General features: G+C 64.8%; 17 protein-coding genes and 2 tRNA genes. 11 read left to right on the top strand and 8 right to left on the bottom strand.

Annotation, left to right across the window (positions count from 1 at the left end; translation table 11 throughout):
• Window positions 1-50: 50 nt before the first annotated feature.
• From ilvC to CH289_RS24850, 3 genes are all read left to right on the top strand, one after another.
• Entirely contained in the window at window positions 51-1,052 is a 1,002-nt protein-coding gene (gene ilvC / locus CH289_RS24860; protein ID WP_179276874.1) for a ketol-acid reductoisomerase, read from the top strand.
• A 176-nt stretch (window positions 1,053-1,228) separates the two neighbouring features.
• On the top strand, window positions 1,229-2,824 hold the full coding sequence (gene serA, locus CH289_RS24855; protein ID WP_020110338.1) for a phosphoglycerate dehydrogenase: 1,596 nt from the start codon (window positions 1,229-1,231) through the stop codon (window positions 2,822-2,824).
• A gap of 41 nt (window positions 2,825-2,865) precedes the next feature.
• The gene (locus tag CH289_RS24850) at window positions 2,866-3,876 is read left to right on the top strand and encodes a 3-isopropylmalate dehydrogenase (protein ID WP_020110337.1); all 1,011 of its coding nucleotides are present in this window, start codon (window positions 2,866-2,868) and stop codon (window positions 3,874-3,876) included.
• A gap of 103 nt (window positions 3,877-3,979) precedes the next feature.
• On the opposite strand, the gene CH289_RS24845 is transcribed toward CH289_RS24850, so the two are convergent.
• Window positions 3,980-5,179, bottom strand: coding sequence for an MFS transporter (locus CH289_RS24845; RefSeq protein WP_019664308.1), 1,200 nt, complete (start codon window positions 5,177-5,179; stop codon window positions 3,980-3,982).
• Window positions 5,180-5,325: 146 nt separating this feature from the next.
• Between CH289_RS24845 and CH289_RS24840 the strand changes: the two genes are divergently transcribed.
• The 3 genes from CH289_RS24840 to CH289_RS24830 are packed head-to-tail and all read left to right on the top strand — an operon-like array spanning window position 5,326 to window position 8,618.
• Window positions 5,326-6,099 carry a fumarylacetoacetate hydrolase family protein gene (locus tag CH289_RS24840; RefSeq protein ID WP_026347653.1) on the top strand — a complete coding sequence of 258 codons (774 nt, stop codon included), beginning with the start codon at window positions 5,326-5,328 and terminating at the stop codon, window positions 6,097-6,099.
• 34 nt (window positions 6,100-6,133) lie between these two features.
• Complete coding sequence (gene gltX / locus CH289_RS24835; RefSeq protein ID WP_094728815.1) at window positions 6,134-7,606, top strand: glutamate--tRNA ligase; 1,473 nt, start codon at window positions 6,134-6,136, stop codon at window positions 7,604-7,606.
• Window positions 7,607-7,637: 31 nt separating this feature from the next.
• Window positions 7,638-8,618, top strand: coding sequence for a YihY/virulence factor BrkB family protein (locus CH289_RS24830; protein WP_019664305.1), 981 nt, complete (start codon window positions 7,638-7,640; stop codon window positions 8,616-8,618).
• On the opposite strand, the gene CH289_RS24825 is transcribed toward CH289_RS24830, so the two are convergent.
• Window positions 8,585-10,132, bottom strand: a complete 1,548-nt coding sequence (locus CH289_RS24825; protein ID WP_026347651.1) for a bifunctional 3'-5' exonuclease/DNA polymerase — start codon at window positions 10,130-10,132, stop codon at window positions 8,585-8,587. The genes CH289_RS24830 and CH289_RS24825 overlap by 34 nt on opposite strands.
• A 206-nt stretch (window positions 10,133-10,338) precedes the next feature.
• Between CH289_RS24825 and CH289_RS24820 the strand changes: the two genes are divergently transcribed.
• Window positions 10,339-10,410, top strand: a tRNA-Gln gene (locus tag CH289_RS24820).
• A gap of 103 nt (window positions 10,411-10,513) precedes the next feature.
• Window positions 10,514-10,586, top strand: a tRNA-Glu gene (locus CH289_RS24815).
• A 57-nt stretch (window positions 10,587-10,643) separates the two neighbouring features.
• Here the strand turns inward: CH289_RS24815 and CH289_RS28400 are convergent.
• From CH289_RS28400 to CH289_RS24805, 3 genes are read right to left on the bottom strand one after another with little or no spacing between them, the layout of a single operon-like run.
• Window positions 10,644-10,811 (bottom strand): DUF5302 domain-containing protein, encoded by a 168-nt coding sequence (locus CH289_RS28400; protein ID WP_020110335.1) that lies wholly within the window; start codon window positions 10,809-10,811, stop codon window positions 10,644-10,646.
• A gap of 52 nt (window positions 10,812-10,863) precedes the next feature.
• Window positions 10,864-11,373 (bottom strand): pyridoxamine 5'-phosphate oxidase family protein, encoded by a 510-nt coding sequence (locus CH289_RS24810; protein WP_019664302.1) that lies wholly within the window; start codon window positions 11,371-11,373, stop codon window positions 10,864-10,866.
• Window positions 11,374-11,431: 58 nt separating this feature from the next.
• Window positions 11,432-12,133, bottom strand: a complete 702-nt coding sequence (locus CH289_RS24805) for an IclR family transcriptional regulator (protein WP_019664301.1) — start codon at window positions 12,131-12,133, stop codon at window positions 11,432-11,434.
• Between the two features lie 166 nt (window positions 12,134-12,299).
• On the opposite strand from CH289_RS24805, the gene leuC reads away from it, so the two are divergent.
• The 3 genes from leuC to CH289_RS24790 all read left to right on the top strand — a co-directional run bounded on the left by leuC (window position 12,300) and on the right by CH289_RS24790 (window position 15,276).
• Window positions 12,300-13,742 carry a 3-isopropylmalate dehydratase large subunit gene (leuC, locus tag CH289_RS24800; RefSeq protein ID WP_020110334.1) on the top strand — a complete coding sequence of 481 codons (1,443 nt, stop codon included), beginning with the start codon at window positions 12,300-12,302 and terminating at the stop codon, window positions 13,740-13,742.
• 69 nt (window positions 13,743-13,811) lie between these two features.
• The gene (leuD, locus tag CH289_RS24795; protein WP_019664299.1) at window positions 13,812-14,429 is read left to right on the top strand and encodes a 3-isopropylmalate dehydratase small subunit; all 618 of its coding nucleotides are present in this window, start codon (window positions 13,812-13,814) and stop codon (window positions 14,427-14,429) included.
• A gap of 148 nt (window positions 14,430-14,577) precedes the next feature.
• Window positions 14,578-15,276, top strand: coding sequence for an HU family DNA-binding protein (locus tag CH289_RS24790; RefSeq protein WP_019664298.1), 699 nt, complete (start codon window positions 14,578-14,580; stop codon window positions 15,274-15,276).
• A 161-nt stretch (window positions 15,277-15,437) separates the two neighbouring features.
• Here the strand turns inward: CH289_RS24790 and CH289_RS24785 are convergent, their stop codons facing one another.
• From CH289_RS24785 to cofC, 3 genes are all read right to left on the bottom strand, one after another.
• Window positions 15,438-16,373, bottom strand: a complete 936-nt coding sequence (locus CH289_RS24785; RefSeq protein ID WP_094711168.1) for an NUDIX hydrolase — start codon at window positions 16,371-16,373, stop codon at window positions 15,438-15,440.
• Window positions 16,373-18,520: an RNA degradosome polyphosphate kinase gene (locus tag CH289_RS24780; protein WP_371828940.1), complete on the bottom strand. Its 2,148-nt coding sequence runs from the start codon at window positions 18,518-18,520 to the stop codon at window positions 16,373-16,375. The genes CH289_RS24785 and CH289_RS24780 overlap by 1 nt, the downstream gene beginning before the upstream one ends.
• Before the next feature lie 151 nt (window positions 18,521-18,671).
• Complete coding sequence (gene cofC / locus CH289_RS24775; protein WP_306427529.1) at window positions 18,672-19,325, bottom strand: 2-phospho-L-lactate guanylyltransferase; 654 nt, start codon at window positions 19,323-19,325, stop codon at window positions 18,672-18,674.
• Between the last annotated feature and the right edge of the window lie 20 nt (window positions 19,326-19,345).

Below are 19,345 nucleotides of genomic sequence, written 5' to 3'. Positions count from 1 at the left end.
TGATGAACATGCTCAAACAAGAGGAAAGGTATTAACCAGTGGCAGTCGAGATGTTCTACGACGACGATGCTGATCTGACGATCATCCAGGGCCGCAAGGTCGCCGTCATCGGATACGGAAGCCAGGGCCACGCGCACTCGCTGAGCCTGCGCGACTCGGGCGTCGACGTCCGCATCGGCCTGAAAGAGGGATCGAAGTCCCGCGCCAAGGCAGAGGAGCAGGGCCTGAAGGTCGGCACCCCCGCCGAGGTCTCCGCGTGGGCCGACGTGATCATGGTGCTGGCACCGGACACCGCGCAGGCGTCGATCTTCAAGGAAGAGATCGAGCCGAACCTGAAGGACGGCGACGCGCTGTTCTTCGGTCACGGCCTGAACATTCACTTCGATCTGATCACGGCTCCCGAGTTCGTCACGGTCGGCATGGTCGCTCCCAAGGGGCCGGGCCACCTCGTGCGTCGTCAGTTCGTCGACGGCAAGGGTGTTCCCGCGCTCATCGCGATCGATCAGGACCCGAAGGGTGAGGGTCAGGCGCTGGCACTGTCGTGGGCCAAGGGCATCGGTGGCACTCGCGCCGGCGTCATCAAGACCACGTTCAAGGAAGAGACCGAGACCGACCTGTTCGGTGAGCAGGCTGTGCTGTGCGGCGGTACCGAAGAGCTGATCAAGACGGGCTTCGAGGTCATGGTCGAGGCCGGCTATGCGCCGGAGATGGCGTACTTCGAGGTGCTGCACGAGCTGAAGTTGATCGTGGACCTGATCTACGAAGGCGGCATCGCACGCATGAACTACTCGGTGTCGGACACCGCGGAGTTCGGTGGCTACCTGTCCGGGCCTCGTGTCATCGACGCCGACACCAAGAAGCGGATGCAGGCCATCCTCGCCGATATTCAGTCCGGTGAGTTCACCCGTCGTCTCGTCGCCAACGTCGAGAACGGCAACACCGAGCTCGAAGGCCTGCGCAAGGCCAACTCCGAGCACCCCATCGAGGTCACCGGCAAGAAGCTGCGCGACCTGATGAGCTGGGTCGACCGCCCGATCACCGAGACGGCCTGATCCGACGTCGAATCCGATGTAACCCGAGTGAAGGGCATCCGTGAGGGTGCCCTTCACTCGTTCGACGAGGGTGAACCCCACTCGGTTCCCCTCGGCCTCTAAACTTGTCCCGCACCGCACACGCAAGACCCGATCGACCGCTACCGTCACCTCGACCTATCTAGGGAGTTCTTCACGTGAGCCAGCCAGGCCGTCCTGTCGTTCTGATCGCCGACAAACTTGCGCAGTCCACTGTCGAGGCACTCGGCGACGGCGTCGAGGTTCGCTGGGTCGACGGCCCGGACCGCCCGGCACTGCTCGCCGCGGTCCCCGATGCCGACGCGATTCTCGTCCGCTCCGCGACCACGGTCGACGCGGAAGTGCTCGCAGCCGGCACCAACCTGAAGATCGTTGCTCGCGCAGGCGTCGGCCTGGACAACGTGGACGTACCCGCAGCCACCGAGCGCGGAGTACTCGTCGTCAACGCACCGACGTCCAACATCCACACCGCCGCCGAGCACGCCGTCACACTGCTGCTGTCCGCCGCCCGCCAGATTCCCGCGGCCGACGCCACCCTCCGTCAGCACGAGTGGAAGCGCAGCAAGTTCAACGGCGTCGAGATCTTCGGCAAGACCGTCGGTGTCGTCGGACTCGGCCGTATCGGTCAGCTCTTCGCGCAGCGTCTCGCCGCGTTCGAGACCCACATCATCGCCTACGATCCCTACGTTTCCGCTGCTCGTGCCGCGCAGCTCGGCATCGAGCTCGTCAGCCTCGACGAACTGCTGACTCGCGCCGACATGTTCTCCGTGCACCTGCCGAAGACCCCCGAGACCAAGGGAATCATCGGCAAGGAAGCTCTCGCGAAGACCAAGCCCGGTGTCATCGTCGTCAACGCAGCGCGCGGCGGACTCGTCGACGAGCAGGCCTTGGCCGACGCCATCACCAGCGGCCACGTCTTCGCCGCAGGCATCGACGTCTACGCCTCCGAACCGTGCACGGACAGCCCGCTGTTCGAACTCCCGCAGGTCGTGGTGACCCCGCACCTCGGAGCGTCGACCACCGAGGCTCAGGACCGTGCCGGCACCGACGTCGCCAAATCCGTGCTGCTCGCTCTCGCAGGGGAATTCGTCCCCGACGCCGTCAACGTCAAGGGCGGCGCCGTCGGCGAAGAGGTTTCGCCGTGGCTCGAGATCGTTCGCAAGCAGGGCGTGCTGCTCGGCGCCCTGTCCGACGAACTTCCGGCGTCGCTGTCGGTCGACGTGCGCGGAGAACTCGCTGCCGAGGACGTCGAGATCCTGAAGCTCTCGGCGCTGCGTGGACTGTTCTCCGCCGTGATCGAGGACTCCGTCACCTTCGTCAACGCTCCCTCGCTCGCCGAGGAGCGCGGCGTCACCGCGGAGGTCACCAAGGCACCCGAGAGCGAGAACCACCGCAGCGTCGTCGACATCCGCGCCGTCTACGGCGACGGATCCGTCCTCAACGTCGCAGGAACGCTCACCGGCACCACACAGGTCGAGAAGATCGTCAACATCAACGGACGCAACTTCGACCTTCGCGCCGAGGGCAAGAACCTCATCGTCAACTACACCGACCAGCCAGGCAGCCTGGGCCGTATCGGCACGTTGCTCGGCGACGCAGGCATCGACATCCAGGCGGCAGCACTGAGCCAGGACTCCGAGGGTGACGGCGCGACCATCCTGCTCCGCGTCGACAAGGACGTACCGTCCGAGCTCAGCTCGAGCATCGCGTCGGCCGTGGGTGCGTCGACCATCGAACTCGTGGATCTTTCCTGACCGTCTCTCACCCCTGATCGCTCGACAAGAACGAGGAGTACATGAAGCTCGCCGTCATCGCCGGAGATGGAATCGGCCCCGAGGTCGTCGACCAAGCACTGCAGGTGCTCGACGTCGTCGTCCCCGGAGTCGAGAAGACCGAGTACGACCTCGGTGCACGCCGCTACAACGCGACCGGCGAGCTTCTTCCGGACTCCGTGCTGGACGAGATCCGAGGCCACGACGCAATCCTGTTGGGTGCCATCGGAGATCCGTCGGTCCCCAGCGGCGTGCTCGAGCGCGGACTGTTGCTTCGTGCACGGTTCGAGCTCGATCACCACATCAACCTGCGTCCGGCAAAGTTGTACCCCGGCGTGACCGGGCCGCTCGCGGGCAACAAGGACATCGACGTCGTCGTCGTCCGTGAAGGCACCGAGGGTCCCTACACCGGAAACGGCGGGGCGCTCCGGGTGAACACCCCGCACGAGGTGGCCACCGAGGTCAGCGTCAACACCCGCTACGGCGTCGAACGCGTCGTCCGTGACGGATTCGCGCGGGCCGTGGCACGCAGGAAGCACCTCACGCTGCTGCACAAGACCAACGTGCTGACGTTCGCCGGCAGCCTCTGGGCACGTACGGTCGAGGAAGTCTCCACGGAATTCCCGGACGTCGAGGTCGCCTACCAGCACATCGACGCTGCGATGATCCACCTGGTCACCGACCCGGGCCGGTTCGACGTCATCGTCACCGACAACCTCTTCGGTGACATCGTCACGGACCTCTCCGCTGCAGTCAGCGGCGGCATCGGCCTGGCCGCCAGCGGAAACATCGACGCGACGCGAACCAACCCGTCGATGTTCGAACCGGTCCACGGCAGCGCGCCCGACATCGCAGGACAGGGCAAAGCCGACCCGACCGCAGCCATCCTGTCGGTGTCCCTGCTGCTGGCACACCTCGGCGACACCGCAAATGCAGAGCGCGTCGAAGCCGCCGTCGCCGCCGACCTCGCCTCCCGAGGTTCGGCCGCAGCAAGCACCGCCGACATCGGAGCCAGAATCGCAGCAGCGCTGTAGCGGCTGTTACCCCCCCGTCTTCGGAGCGAAAGTGCCGTTCGGTCAGTCTGACTGACCGAACGGCACTTTCGCTCCGAAAATGGGGGGCACGGCACGCTCGGTTCTAGGTGTCCGGCGATTGCTGGTCGTCGGGGATGACCGGAACGGCGAGGGCGGGGAATACCGAGGACACGGCGAACGCCAGGGGGAAGCTGATGGCCGCGAGTGCGCCGAATGCGGGCGGAACCATGGACGCGGCGATGAATTGTCCGGTGTTCTGAGCGCCGAGAGCGCGTCCGCTCCAGTACGGGCCGGAGACTTCGGCGACTGCCGTGAACGCCAGGCCGTTCGGCGCGACGGTGACGACCGACGCGATCACCATCACCGCGATGGACACCGGGGAGTCGAACCAATCGGTGACCGCTAGGACCACCATGGTCACCGTCGTGGACACGGCGACCCACCGGAGCGGTCGCATGCGGCTACCGAGCGTGTCCGACAGTGCGCCGACGCCGATGCGTCCGAAGGCGCCGAGAATCTGCGTCAGGGTGACGAGGATGCCCGCGGATGCGGCGGACCACCCTCGGTCCGACATCAACCACACCAGAGCGTAGGTCCACACGACGTACTGAGGGACGACGAGTAGAACCGACGTCGAGTGGATGCGCCACAGTTGGCTGCTGGTGCGGTACGGGTTGGCCAGCAGACCGGCTCGTTCCGCGGCTGCGCGGTCGGGCCGCGGTGGGTCGATGATGCCTACGCAGGCGATTGCCGTGACGGCGCAGATGATCGCGGGTACGAGGAGAGCAGCACCGACGCCGTGATCGCGTGCGATCGGTGGGATGAGCAGTGCACCGATGGCGACGCCCAGTGGAACGGACATCTGCCGGATTCCCATGGCCAGTCCGCGCCGTGCCGGCGGGAACCAACCGACGACGACGCGCCCCGAGGCGCTGTTGGCGCTCGCGGCAGCCATTCCACCCAGGAGCAGGCACAGACCGAGAACGACGACCGACGTCGTGAACACGGCGGCGAAGCTGGCCGCCGCGGTGAGGGCAAGCCCGATGGCGAGCACCAGCTTTTCGCCGATCCTGTCCACGAGAACACCCCAGGCGATGAGTGTCAGCATGATTCCGACCGTCGGCATGGCCACGACGAGTCCGGCTGCGGCGAGGCTCAACCCGCGATCTTCGTGGAGCGACGGGATGAGAAATGCTGCGCCGTTGATGAATACAGCACCGGAGGTCTGAGCGAGCATTCCAAGTGCGAGCATGACCCATTTGCGGGCACCGGCTGTGTGTGTCGTGTCTTCGGTAGTCGTCATTCGCGTAGCCGTCTCACTGTGGTAAATCCCATCATGTGGAATTTTTGTCTTGCATCGTGAACTCGAAAGACGATGCTACACCTGCTGTCCGGTCGGGATCGGACGGGCGTGCCGAGGGCTCGAAGGTGGGTCGATAGACTTTCGACATGCGTCTCGGTCGAATTGCAAGTCCTGATGGTGTGGCATTCGTGAGTATCGAAGGGGAAGGTGACCAGCAGACGGCGAAGGAAATCGCCGAACATCCTTTCGGCACACCGACCTTCACCGGTCGTTCGTGGCCCCTGGCCGATGTTCGTCTCCTGGCGCCGATTCTGGCGAGCAAGGTCATCGCCATCGGCAAGAACTACGCTGCCCACGCAGCCGAGATGGGTGGCCAGGCTCCGGAGTCTCCGGTCATCTTCATCAAGCCCAACACCTCCATCGTCGGGCCCGGCGCGCCGATCGTCCTGCCTCCGACATCCGACGAGGTGCACTACGAGGGCGAGCTCGCGGTGGTCATCGGTCGGCCGTGCAAGGACGTGCCGGCGGCGAAGGCTCTCGATGTGGTGCTCGGATACACCGTCGCGAACGACGTGTCGGCGCGCGATCACCAGCGCCAGGACGGTCAGTGGACGAGGGCCAAGGGCCACGACACGTTCTGCCCGCTCGGCCCGTGGATCGAGACGTCGCTCGACGCGTCGGACGTGGAGATCAAGACCGAGGTCGACGGCGAGGTGAAACAGCGCAGCCGGACGTCGCTGCTGCTGCACGACATTCCGAAGATCATCGAATGGGTCTCGGCAGTCATGACGTTGTTGCCGGGTGACGTGATCCTCACCGGCACTCCGGAGGGCGTCGGGCCGATCACGGCCGGCCAGTCCGTGTCGATCACGGTCGAGGGCATCGGAACTCTGACCAACCCCGTCGCAGCGAAGAACTAGAGAACCACACCACCGATCGAACGTGAGCGAGAACATGACCTCCACCGAAGTACGCGTCCGATTCTGCCCGTCGCCGACGGGCACGCCCCACGTCGGCCTGATTCGAACCGCGCTGTTCAACTGGGCGTACGCACGTCATCACGGTGGGAAGTTCGTCTTCCGGATCGAGGACACCGACGCGGCCCGCGATTCCGAGGAGTCCTACGCGGCAATCCTCGACGCACTGCGCTGGCTCGGTCTGAGCTGGGACGAGGGCCCCGAGGTGGGCGGTGCGTACGAGCCGTACCGTCAGTCGCAGCGCAGGGATCTGCATCTCGGCGTCGTGCAACAGTTGCTCGACGCCGGCGAGGCGTACGAGAGCTTCTCCACGCCCGAGGAAGTCGAGGCGCGGCACAAGGCGGCGGGCCGGGATCCGAAGCTGGGGTACGACAACTTCGACCGAGACCTCACCGCGGAGCAGAAGCAGGCTTTTCTCGACGAGGGGCGTAAACCTGTTGTGCGGCTTCGGATGCCGAGTCACGACCTGTCCTGGGTGGACCTCGTGCGCGGGGAAACCACCTTCAAGGCCGGTACCGTGCCTGACTTCGCGCTCACGCGCGGAAACGGAATCCCTTTGTACACCTTGGTCAATCCGGTCGACGACGCGTCGATGAAGATCACCCACGTGTTGCGCGGCGAGGATCTGCTGTCCTCGACGCCGCGTCAGCTGGCGTTGTACGAGGCGTTGGTCCGCATCGGGGTAGCGGAGAAGGCCCCCGAGTTCGGTCACCTACCGTTCGTGATGGGGCAGGGCAACAAGAAACTGTCCAAGCGCGATCCCGAGTCGAACCTGTTCATTCATCGCGACCGCGGATTCCTGCCCGAGGGCCTGCTCAACTACCTCGCCCTGCTCGGTTGGGGCATCTCCGACGACCACGACGTGTTCTCGCTGGACGAGATGGTGGCCGCGTTCGACATCTCGAAGGTCAATTCCAACCCGGCCCGATTCGACCAGAAGAAGGCCGACGCGATCAACGCCGAGCACATTCGGCTGTTGGAGCCTGCCGATTTCGCGGCGCGGCTCCGCGCTTTCCTCACCGAGCAGGGGCACCTGCCCGCCGAGATCGACGAGGCGCAGTTCGCCGTCGCGGCGGACCTCGTGCAGACCCGAATCGTCGTGTTGTCGGATGCGTGGGGATTGCTGAAGTTCCTCTACGTTTCCGACGCCGATTTCGACATCGACCCCGCGGCTGCCGCGAAGAACCTCGGCGCCGACGCCGGTCCGGTGCTCGATGCGACGATCGCAGCGTTGACGGCCCTGCCGGAATGGCGGACGGCCGACCTCGAGGAGTCGCTGAAATCTGCCCTCATCGACGGTCTGGAGCTGAAACCGCGCAAGGCGTTCGCTCCGGTGCGCGTCGCGCTGACCGGCTCGCACATCAGCCCTCCGCTGTACGAGTCGATGGAACTGCTCGGGCGCAAGAAAACTCTGGCCAGGCTCGCTGCAGCGCGGGCAACGGTCGGTTGACCGACATGTTCCGGTGAGCGTCACCGCGCGGATGGACCGGATGCAACGCAGACATCCGGTCCTGGGTTTCCCGCTTGCCGTGATCTACAAGTTCGTCGACGATCAGGGCGGCTACCTCGCTGCGTTGATCGCGTACTACGCGTTCGTGTCGCTGTTTCCGCTGTTGCTGCTCGCGTCGACGATTCTGGGAATCGTGCTGGCGGGCAATCCGGAGTTGCAGCAGCAGATCCTCGACTCCGCTCTCAGCCAGATTCCGATCATCGGACAGGACGTCGGTGAACCAGAACGGATCGGTGGCGGAACACTCGGCTTGGTGGTGGGTGTGCTCGGCTCGCTCTACGGCGGACTGGGGGTGGCCGTCGCGGTTCAGAACGCCATGAACACGGCCTGGGCCGTGCCGAAGAACCTTCGTCCCGATCCGATCTTCGCTCGAGTGCGTGGTCTGGCGCTATTGAGTACCGTCGGCGTTGCCGTACTGGCGATCACGGCAGTCAACGTCGCCAGTTCGGCAGGATACTTCGGCCGAATCAGCGGCGTCGTCGTGCTCGGGGCCGTGCTGGTGCTCAATGTCGGGGTGTTCGTCGTCGCATTCCGTCTGGCCACGGCGCGCTCGTTGTCACTGACCGACGTGCTGCCCGGTGCGATCGTCGCCGGGGTGATCTGGCAGCTGCTGCAGACGTTCGGCGGCGTCTACATCAAGTACGTCGTGTCGCGGGCGTCGGTCACCAACGGTGTGTTTGCAGTTGTCCTGGGTGTGCTCGCGTTCATGTACATCGCGGCGGTTCTCGTCGTCATCGCCGTCGAGATCAACGTGGTCAGAGTCGACAAGCTCTACCCCCGTGCACTTCTCACACCGTTCACCGACGACGTCCAGCTGACCGAGGGGGACAGGTTGACCTACACCGGGCAGGCAGAGGCGCAGCGAAGCAAGGGGTTCGAGGAGATCGAGGTGACGTTCGACGGCCCCCGGGGCAACGATCACGCGGGTGACGAGAAGTCCGGCTCCGCGTAGCATTCCCGGGTGGCGAGATCGAGAGGGAATCGAACCGGCGTGTCTCCGAACAGAAGTCTGGTTGCCGTGTCCGAGGCCGCCACGACGTGATCCGTCGCGCGCTCGGGGTGCCGTGTGTGCACGACCACCTCGTCGTGTTGGAAGAACACCAATTCGCCCGACCCTGGGTCGTCCGCCAACCGACGGCGCAGATCGGCCAGCAGACACAGGGCCCACTCCGACGCGGTGGCCTGCACGACGAAATTGCGCGTGAATCGTCCTCGCGCGTGTGCGTCACCGTGGGCGTACCACTCCGGGGTCGGGGGAGGGCACGCGCGTCCGAGGTGCGAGTGCACGATTTCCCCGCGCTCACCCGCCCGGGCGGCGCGTTCCACGTACTCCACCGCGACGGGGAACCGCCTGCGCAGCATGGCGAGCAGCGACCGGGCTTCGCCGGCTGTCGCCCCGTACAGGACTCCGAGAACGGCTACCTTGGCCTTGGCGCGATCCCCGGCGAAAGCCGCAGCGGCGACCGGCGCGTACAGATCGTCCGCTCCCGCTGCGTCGATCATGTTCGGGTCTCCGGACAGCGCCGCGAGAATCCGGGGCTCCAATTGCCCGGCGTCGGCGATGACGAGTACGTGTCCAGGGTCGGCAACGACGCTACCGCGCAGCGGCTTGGGAATCTGGAGCGCTCCGCCGCCCCGGCTCGCCCAGCGCCCGGACACGACGCCACCCGGTACGTAGACCGGACGAAACCGGTTGTCGCGCACCCAGGTGTCCGCCCACGACCATCCGTTGGTGCTGAACAGTTTGGCCAGGTCTCGATGTCGCAGCAGGAGAGCAACCGCGGGATGGTCGACGGTCCGGAGCACATGGGCGCGCGTCGAGGTTACCTCGACACCTGCTCGCGCGAACGCGGCGAGGACCTCGGGCGGCGAGTTCGGGTTCACGCGTCGGCCGAACGCGTCGCTGATCTCGTCCTCCAGTGCGAGCATCTCGGCAGGTCTGTCGCCGTCGGCCGGCCGTGGACCGAGTGCTTGGCGGAGGTGGGCCTCGTGCATCGAGCTCGAGAACGGCAGTCCGGTGTAGGACATCTCGGCCGCGGCGAGTGCGCCCGCGGATTCGGCGGCCGTCAGCAGGCGTAGCCGACGTGAGTCTCCGATTCGAGATTCGTGGTCTCGATACCAGGCGACGACGGAATCGACGGTGGGATAACGGTATGCGTCGAACAGGGTCGACTCGTCGTCCGATACTGCGGCCTGGGGAACGTAGAGCTCGCCCTGCCGCATTCGAAACAGCGCCTCGGTGAGAGACAGATCGTGACACCGGTCGACGCGAACCCCTGCCCGCAGCAGCGTGGGATAGGTGCGGGCCGTACTCTCCCAGACCCATCGCGGATGTCGGTCGGTCTCGAGCCGAGCGATGGTGTCGACTGCGTCGACGAGTTCGGTGGGAGGTCCCGCCGGTGTCCCGTCGTCGGCGAGTTCGACGAGCACGGTCGAATTGCCCGTCGGGGCGACGACGACCCTCACCGGCTGTGGTTCGTTGTTCTCATCGAGTGAAAGTCTGCGCCAGCCGCCGGTCGGCGGCTCCATCGGGGTTGTCCGACGGGTTCACCCGGTGCTTGCGGACCGTTTGACCTGGCGATTTGGAGAAACACCGGTGTCCTTTGATAGTCTCTATCCCGGCTCGAAACGCGGTGCACACAGCAGCTGATGTGGATCACGGTGAAGGTCATTGGGGTATGGTGTAATTGGCAACACAGCGGTTTCTGGTACCGCCATTCTAGGTTCGAGTCCTGGTACCCCAGCAAGCGTTCGGAAGCGATTTGGTCGCCGAGCGCCTTCCGGTTAAGCTTGTCGAGCTTCTTCGGAAGAGCAAGAATATTTACCAGAAGTACAGTGCAAGTTCCTGGCCCCGTCGTCTAGCGGCCTAGGACGCCGCCCTCTCAAGGCGGTAGCGCGGGTTCGAATCCCGTCGGGGCTACGTAGAAAATGGGCTCCCATCGTTCGCGATGGGAGCCCATTTTCGTTTTCGGTCGATCTACACGCTCTTACGTCGGAACATCTTCTGATGATCGGCGGGTCCGTGAGCGTTGTTCACCTTGGACGTGCCGTCCTTGTGGTCGACGGACTGCGTCGCACGGTGGTTCTTCTTGTCGAGCGCTTCGCGGAATTTCTTCTTCAGATCGTCGTTGGTCGGTTCGGTCATGATCGCTCCTCACACAGGGTGAAGGCAACGTACCGCACCCGACGCTCGCGTTTCACTCGATTTTCGACAGGAACTCCGCCGTCGTACCACCCGGAGGCATCGCCGGGAGGCCGAGCTTGCGGTGGTCCCACGACCTGGTCCTGTCGGCGACGACCCGGACCGCGATGCGTTTGTTCATCATCTGGTCGACGAGGGGGCGGACCTCGTCGCTGTACGGGCCGGTGTAGCGCTCCCACACGCTGATTCCGACCTTGGCGACCGCGTCGGCGTCGTCGACGATCTCCGCCCGTCCCTCGATGGAGACTCCGCGCAACGCGTCGTAGGTCAAGCCGTCCTCGATCAGTACGGTGACCCGCGCATCTCGCCGTAGGTTGACGGCCTTCTGCGATTTCGCTTTGGTCTCGAACCATATTTCGCCGTCGACGAGGGCGTACCACATCGCGACGAGGTGAGGCGTTCCGTCGCGGCCGATGGTCGCAAGGTTCGCGATTCGGCTTCTGTCCAGAAATGTCGCGATCTCGTCGTCGGTCATCGTTATCTGTGCGCGCTGGTTGATTCCCACGCCGTCTTCTCTATCAGAGTCGGTGCCGCGCCCGCGGTGCTTCCGGGCAGGCGCGCGCTCAGAGTCTCTTGTGCAAGGCTTCGGCAGCGGCCAGGAGGTCGGCGGCCCACCGCACACCGGGGCGGCGTCCGATTCTGTCGATCGGTCCCGAAACCGACACTGCTGCAACGACATTGCCCGTCGCATCGCGAACGGGTGCGGCCACGCTGGCCACGCCGGGCTCGCGTTCCCCGGCGCTCTGGGCCCACCCGCGTCGCCGAACCTCGGCGAGGACTCGTTCACCGAACTCGGCGTCGGGAAGGATTGCTCGTTGGGTGTTCGTATCGGCCCACGCCAGTAGGACTTTGGCACCCGAGCCGGCCGTCATCGGAAGACGCGCACCGACGAGGACGGTGTCTCGAAGCCCGGTCGGGGGTTCCATCGACGCGACGCACACGCGAACCGTGCCCTCGCAGCGAAAGATCTGGACGCTTTCTCCGGTGATCTCGCGGAGCCGGGGCAGGACCGAGGCCGCGGCCTCGACCAGGGTGTCCGACGCGGTCGATGCGAGTTCGGCGAGGCCTGGGCCCGGCCGCCACAGTCCGTTGGAATCGCGCGCCAGCAACCGATGGATCTCGAGGCCGACAGCCAGACGGTGCGCTGTCGCTCTCGGAAGGCCGGTGCGGGTGCACAGATCGTTCAACGTGCACGGTTCCTCCGCGACTGCGTACAAGACACCCATTGCTTTGTCGAGAACGCCGATGCCGCTATGCTGTCCCATAGGTCGATACTAGCGTCTCGCATTATGAGATCACGATTCTGGGTCGCCTCGCGGATCCGTCCGTCGGGGATTCGGGTCGCCGCGCTACGTCTCGGCACCGTACACGCGACGTGGGCCAGCCCGTAGTCCACCGGCGCGACGCACACGAGGAATGGTTGGTGTTCTTATGGCCGGCACAGCACGCACCCTGGCGGAAAAGGTGTGGGATCAGCACGTAGTGGTTCGGGGCGGAGGCGAGGGTGCCTCGCGCGAGCCCGATCTGATCTTCATCGATCTCCACCTGATCCACGAAGTCACCAGCCCTCAGGCATTCGACGGTCTGCGGTTGGCCGACCGTCCACTGCGTCGGCCCGATCTGACGATCGCCACCGAGGACCACAATGTCCCCACGGCGGACATCTTCGCTCCGATCGCGGACGTCGTGTCGCGCACTCAGGTGGACACGCTGCGGCGGAACTGCGAGGAGTTCGGTGTTCGCCTGTACCCCATGGGCGACCTGGATCAGGGCATCGTCCACATCATCGGCCCCCAGTTGGGATTGACGCAGCCGGGAATGACGGTGGTGTGCGGAGACAGTCACACTTCCACGCACGGTGCGTTCGGATCCATCGCGATGGGAATCGGCACCAGCGAGGTCGAACACGTGATGGCGACGCAGACGCTGTCGCTTCGTCCGTTCAAGACGATGGCCATCACGGTCGACGGTGACCTGGCGCCCGGAGTGACGAGCAAGGACCTCATCCTCGCGGTCATCGCCAAGATCGGAACCGGTGGCGGCCAGGGGTACGTGCTCGAGTACCGCGGCGAAGCCATCAGGAAGTTGTCGATGGAGGCTCGAATGACCATCTGCAACATGTCGATCGAGGCGGGGGCGCGCGCCGGAATGATCGCCCCCGACGAGATCACCTACGAGTACATCAAGGGACGCCCCCATGCGCCGCAGGGCGAGGACTGGGATGCCGCGGTTGCAGCATGGGAAGAGTTGAAGACCGACCCCGACGCCGTGTTCGACAACGAAGTGCACATCGACGCCTCGACGCTCACGCCGTTCGTCACGTGGGGAACCAACCCCGGTCAGGGTGCCCCTCTCGGCGAGCGGGTGCCCGATCCCGCCGACATCGTCGACGAGAGCGAGAAGGTCGCTGCCGAGAAAGCCTTGCAGTACATGGGACTCGAGGCGGGTACGCCGTTGCGTGAGGTAGCGGTGGATACGGTGTTCGTCGGCTCGTGCACCAACGGGCGTATCGAGGACCTGCGCGCCGTGGCCGAGGTTCTGGAAGGCCGGAAGGTCGCCGACAGTGTTCGGATGCTGATCGTCCCCGGGTCGATGCGCGTTCGTGCGCAGGCCGAGAAAGAGGGACTGGGCGACATTTTCACGGCAGCGGGAGCGGAGTGGCGTCAGGCCGGGTGCTCGATGTGTCTGGGAATGAACCCGGATCAGCTTGCTGTGGGGGAGCGGTCGGCATCGACCTCGAACCGAAACTTCGAAGGCCGTCAGGGCAAGGGAAGCCGGACGCACCTCGTCTCACCGTTGGTGGCCGCTGCCACCGCGGTGCGCGGAACTCTGTCGTCGCCCGCCGATCTCGTGGACGCGCCCAGCAGCCCCTAGCTCCGGAGCCTGAACCGGCGTCGCCCGATCAAGTCTTTCCGAAATCTGTACTTCTTAGGAGATTTTTCGATGGAACCCTTCACCCGCCACAAAGGAATCGGCGTCCCGCTGCGTCGCTCGAACGTGGACACGGATCAGATCATTCCTGCCGTGTACCTGAAACGTGTGACTCGCACCGGGTTCGAGGACGGTCTGTTCTCGGCATGGCGCAACGATCCGGACTTCGTGCTCAACGTCGCCCCGTACGACAAGGGCTCGGTCCTGGTTGCCGGACCCGACTTCGGAACGGGGTCGTCCCGCGAGCACGCGGTGTGGGCGCTATCGGACTTCGGATTTCGGGTCGTGATCGCGTCGCGGTTCGCCGATATCTTCCGCGGCAACGCGGGCAAGGCCGGTCTGCTCGCCGCCGAAGTCGACCAAAGTGACGTCGAATTGATCTGGAAAGCACTCGAAGAGCAGCCGGGATTGGAAATTCTCGTCGACCTGGAATCGAAGACGGTGACCGCTGGAACCTTGGTGGTGCGCTTCGCCATTGACGACTACACGAGATGGCGTCTGCTCGAGGGTCTCGACGACATCGGATTGACATTACGCCAGGTAGAGGCCATTGCCGAGTATGAAAAGTCAAGGCCTTCATGGAAACCGACAACCCTCCCGGCGCGCATCGAGGAGCCGTCCGAGGGGTAGCGAAAACGGCCTTCGACACGCATTGAGCCCGTGAATCTTTCCGCCACGCCGGATGAGAATTGGCGTGGCTCATAGACTCTTGACGCCTTGGGGTTTACCGTTGTAGTAGTCGGTCCGACGATGGGCCACAATATTGCGGAGGAAATCCATGAACAAGGCAGAGCTGATTGACGCCCTGACCGAGAAGTTGGGGTCTGACAGGAGGAGCGCCACAGAGGCTGTCGAGAACATCGTCGACACCATCGTGCGCGCGGTTCACCGTGGCGAGAGCGTGACCATCACCGGATTCGGTGTGTTCGAACAGCGGCGTCGCGCAGCCCGCGTGGCTCGTAACCCCCGTACCGGCGAGACCGTCCGCGTGAAGCCGACGAACGTCCCGGCATTCCGCCCGGGTGCTCAGTTCAAGGCAGTCATCGCCGGTGGACAGAAGCTCCCCGCCACCGGACCTGCCGTCAAGCGCGGCTCGGCGTCCGCGCCCGCCAAGAAGACTGCGGCAGCAAAGAAGACCGCAGCCAAGAAGGCGGCCGTCAAGACCACCGCTCGTAAGACGACCGCCGCCGCCAAGAAGGCAGCTCCGGCCAAGACGACTGCGCGCAAGGCAGCAGCTCCCGCCAAGAAGGCAGCTCCGGCGAAGACGACTGCTCGCAAGACCACTGCTGCGGCCAAGAAGGCTCCGGCCAAGACCGCAGCGAAGAAGACCACCACTGCGGCAGCAGCCAAGAAGGCTCCGGCCAAGACTGCAGCGAAGAAGACCACCGCTGCAGCAGCCAAGAAGGCTCCGGCCAAGACTGCAGCAAAGAAGACCGCGGCCAAGAAGGCTCCGGCAAAGCGCACCGCACGCAAGTAATCTCGCACAGCAGAGATCTCGCACAGCAGAGATCTCGCACAGCAGTACTCTCGCGGATCGGTAAGGGCCCCGGACGTACGACACGTCCGGGGCCCTCGTCGTGCGCTCTGTCGACCGTCGGCGAACATCAACCGTCGGCGAACATCAACTGTCGGCGAACATCAACCGTCCGCGGGAATGACCGGCAGCGGACTCGCAAGGTGATCCGCGGCGATCATCGTGCCGTCGTGGAACGACAGAACCCACACACTGCCCTTGCGATTACGGTTGGGCGGTAGTGCGACACCGTCCTTGTCCGCCCACCACTGCAGCAGATCCGGGATGACTTTCCCTTGGCTGCAGATGGTGCGGACGCCACCGAGAGCGGAGATGGCGACCGCGCGGCGACGAGCATCGTGCAACTCGGCCCAGTAGCCCTCCTCGGACAGCAGCGGTTCGAGGGTTATCTGCTCTCCCTTCTCGTCCGCCGAGGCTTGAATCGTCGATACACAGCGCCGACGATTCGCGGCGTGGAATTTGTCGGCCCCGAACGCGGACAACAACGGCACGAGCGCCGCAGCCTGTGTCTCTCCGACGGCATCGAGGGGGCGAAGTGCATCGTCTCCTCGATATCGTGATCGTCGACCGGCCTTGGCATGACGAACCAGCAGCACGGTGTCGGTGTCCGCCGGCTGCTTGAGGAAACGACGAAGGATCTTGTGATCCATCGGGTACGACAACTGGTCCGCCGCGTCGGACGGGGTGACCCAGCGAAGTTCGTCGACCTCGGAGTTCGGTTCGAACTCGCCTCCGATGGCTTCGGCCGCCCAGTAGTCCACCTTCTTCAACTTGCGGTGGCCGGGAATGGGGTAGGTGACCTTAGAGAGGTAGCGACCGAGGCGTACGTCGAATCCGGTCTCCTCCGCCACTTCTCGCACCGCCGCGCCGACCGTCGTCTCACCCGGGTCGAGCTTGCCCTTGGGGAACGACCAGTCGTCGTACTTGGGACGGTGGACCAGTGCGACGGAGATCTCGCCGGCGCGGTTGGGTGTGTGACGCCACAGAACCGCGCCCGCAGCGAAGATGTTGGCGCGCAACGAGTTGTCGGAACCCGACATCAGGAGCCTTGATTCCGCCGGCGTCGCATGGATTCCACCTGGTGCTCGCGGACGGTCTCGCCCTGTGCTGGTGACGCTGCCCATCCGCCGTCGGGGCGGAGGATCCAGCATCGTGTCGTCGGGTCGAGAGCCGATTCGAAGATCTCGTTCAGCTGACCGGTGAGGCGTGGATCCTTCACCTGAGCCATCACTTCCACCCGTCGATCGAGATTGCGGTGCATCATGTCCGCACTGCCGATCCAGAATTCGTCGGAACCCCGGAAATGCAGGACACGCGAGTGTTCGAGGAATCGACCGAGAATGGAACGGACCTCGATGTTCTCGCTGAGCCCCGGTACTCCCGGCTTCAACGCGCAGATCCCTCGGACGACGACGTGCACGGGGACACCGGCTGCCGATGCTCGATACAACGCGTCGATCACCTGCTCGTCGACCAAGGCGTTGGCCTTCAGCCTGATTCCGGAGTCACGTCCGTTGCGGTGGTGCTCCACCTCCGCTTCGATTCGCTCGATGATTCCACGGCGAACCCCGTACGGTGCGACGAGAAGGTTGCGGTAACTGGTCTTCCGCGAGTAGCCGGTCAACGAATTGAACAGATCCGTCAGGTCGGCGCCGATCTCCGGGGAAGAGGTCAACAAGCCGACGTCCTCGTAGATCCGGGCAGTCTTCGGATTGTAGTTTCCGGTTCCGATGTGGCAGTAGCGACGAATGACCGAGCCTTCGCGCCGCACCACGAGGCACGTCTTGCAGTGTGTCTTCAGGCCGACGAGACCGTAGACGACATGGACGCCCGCTTTCTCGAGTTTGCGTGCCCATTCGATGTTCGCCTGCTCGTCGAATCGGGCCTTGATCTCCACCAGCGCGACGACCTGCTTGCCCGCACCCGCGGCGTCGACCAGAGCGTTGACGATCGGTGAATCACCGGACGTGCGATACAGAGTCTGCTTGATCGCCAGGACCTGAGGGTCGGCCGCGGCCTGCTCGATGAAGCGCTGAACGCTCGTGGAGAAGGAATCGTACGGGTGATGCACCAGCACGTCGCCGTCGCGCAGCGTGGAGAACACGCTCTTCGGAGTCTCGCGCTCGCCGAAGGCGGGGTGCGTCGCCGGAACGAACGGTGCGTCCTTCAGGTTGGGCCGATCCACGCCGTACACCTGCCACAGGCAGGACAGGTCGAGCAGGCCCGGCACCTGAATCACGTCGCCGGGGTCGACGTCGAGTTCACGCAGCAGGAGTTCGAGCATGTGCTCGGTCATGTCGTCGGCGATCTCGAGGCGCACCGGTGAGCCGAACCGACGACGAGCCAGCTCGCGTTCCAATGCTTGGAGCAGATCCTCGTCGCGATCTTCCTCGACCTCGAAATCCGCGTTGCGCGTGATGCGGAACGCGTGACTCTCCACCACGTCCATGCCCGGGAAGAGAACGTCGAGGTGAGCGGAGATGACCTCTTCCATGGACAGGAAGGCGTCCACGCTCTGGCCGCCGTCACCGCGTCGGACGCGAACGAAGCGGTCCACGTTGTCGGGGACCTTGACGCGCGCGAAGTGTTCACCCGACGTTGCGTAATCCTTCACCGTGACAGCCAGATTGAGGCTGAGCCCGCTGATGTAGGGGAACGGGTGCGCCGGGTCGACGGCCAGCGGTGTGAGGACGGGGAAGACCTGCTCGTGGAAGTATGTGGACAGGCGTTCACGCTCGTCCGCGTCGAGGTCGGACCAGCGGATGATCTCGATCCCCACCGAGGTGAGCTCCGGCAGGATCGAATCGAGAAGGACACGCGCGTGTCGGCGCGCCAACTCCTGAGTGCGTTCGCCGATGAGAGCCAGTTGCTCGCGAGGAGTGAGGCCGTCGGCGGAACGGACGGACAAGCCCGTTTCGTCGCGACGCTTGAGCCCCGCAACACGAACCATGTAGAACTCGTCCAGATTCGATGCGAAGATCGCCAGGAACTTCGCGCGTTCCAGCAACGGGAGCGACGAATCCTCGGCGAGAGCGAGAACACGCGAATTGAAGTCCAGCCAACTCAATTCGCGGTTCAGGTAACGGTTCTCGGGAAGCGAATCCTTGGCGTTCGGGGCATGCGGCTCGGTGGCTGCGGGCAACGCCGCCGGGCTGCCCGAGGGCGAGGTCGCCGGCGGTGGAACCACCGGGCGCTCCTCGGTACCGGATGGTTGCCCTGACGGGGAGGCTGCGTCGGTCTCGGTTTCGCTGTTGCTCACGGCTCGATCATCCCCTATTGCGGTGTCGGGTGAAACTCGGATCGGCGAATCTCGTGGAAGGAACGAGCGGCCGACGAATCTAGTTCCAGCCGAGCGAACGCAGTACCTCACCGGTCGCAGGACCGACACCGAGTCGGTGCGCGGCCCGGACGTCGTCGATCGTGTCGACATCGAGTCGAAGCCCCGGCCACACCCCGGTCAGATCGAAAGCACCCGATTCCAGATGTCGCTTCGCGGACGCCGGGCCGAAGAGCGGACTGAAATCGGTCGCGGCACCGTCGACGATCAACACGGCGGTTCCCGTGCCGTGGTGGTCGCTGACCACCGACCGGGAATGACCCGAGGACATCATGTACGCCTCGGCGAGTTCGGACGTGCGCAAGGCCGGCAGATCGGCCTGCAGGGCGATGATGTCGTCCTTCCCCTCCTGACGCACCAGGGAAGCGGCAGCCTCGAACGCGGAGTTGAGTCGTGCCACCGAATCGAGCGGATCCTGATCGCACGGTTCACCGACGACCCGGGCGCCGAGACTCCGGGCGGCGTCGGCGATGGATGGATCGGGAGTGACCACGGTGACGGCAGCGACCTGATCGACTGCCCGGGCTGCGACGACGGTGTCTCGAAACATCGCAACGACCAGACGGGCGCGGTCGGCGTCGGCGAATGCATCGGCCAAGCGGGTCTTGGCTGCGGCCAGATCCTTGACTGCAATCACCACGTGCGCGCTACTCATGACCTCGATCCTGCCAGCGT

Origin of the sequence: Rhodococcus sp. RS1C4 (assembly GCF_002258225.1) — a bacterium.
GTDB lineage: Bacteria > Actinomycetota > Actinomycetes > Mycobacteriales > Mycobacteriaceae > Rhodococcoides > Rhodococcoides fascians_E.
Note: the sequence above shows the minus strand (reverse complement) of the source record. Positions and strands in the feature narration are given on the sequence as shown.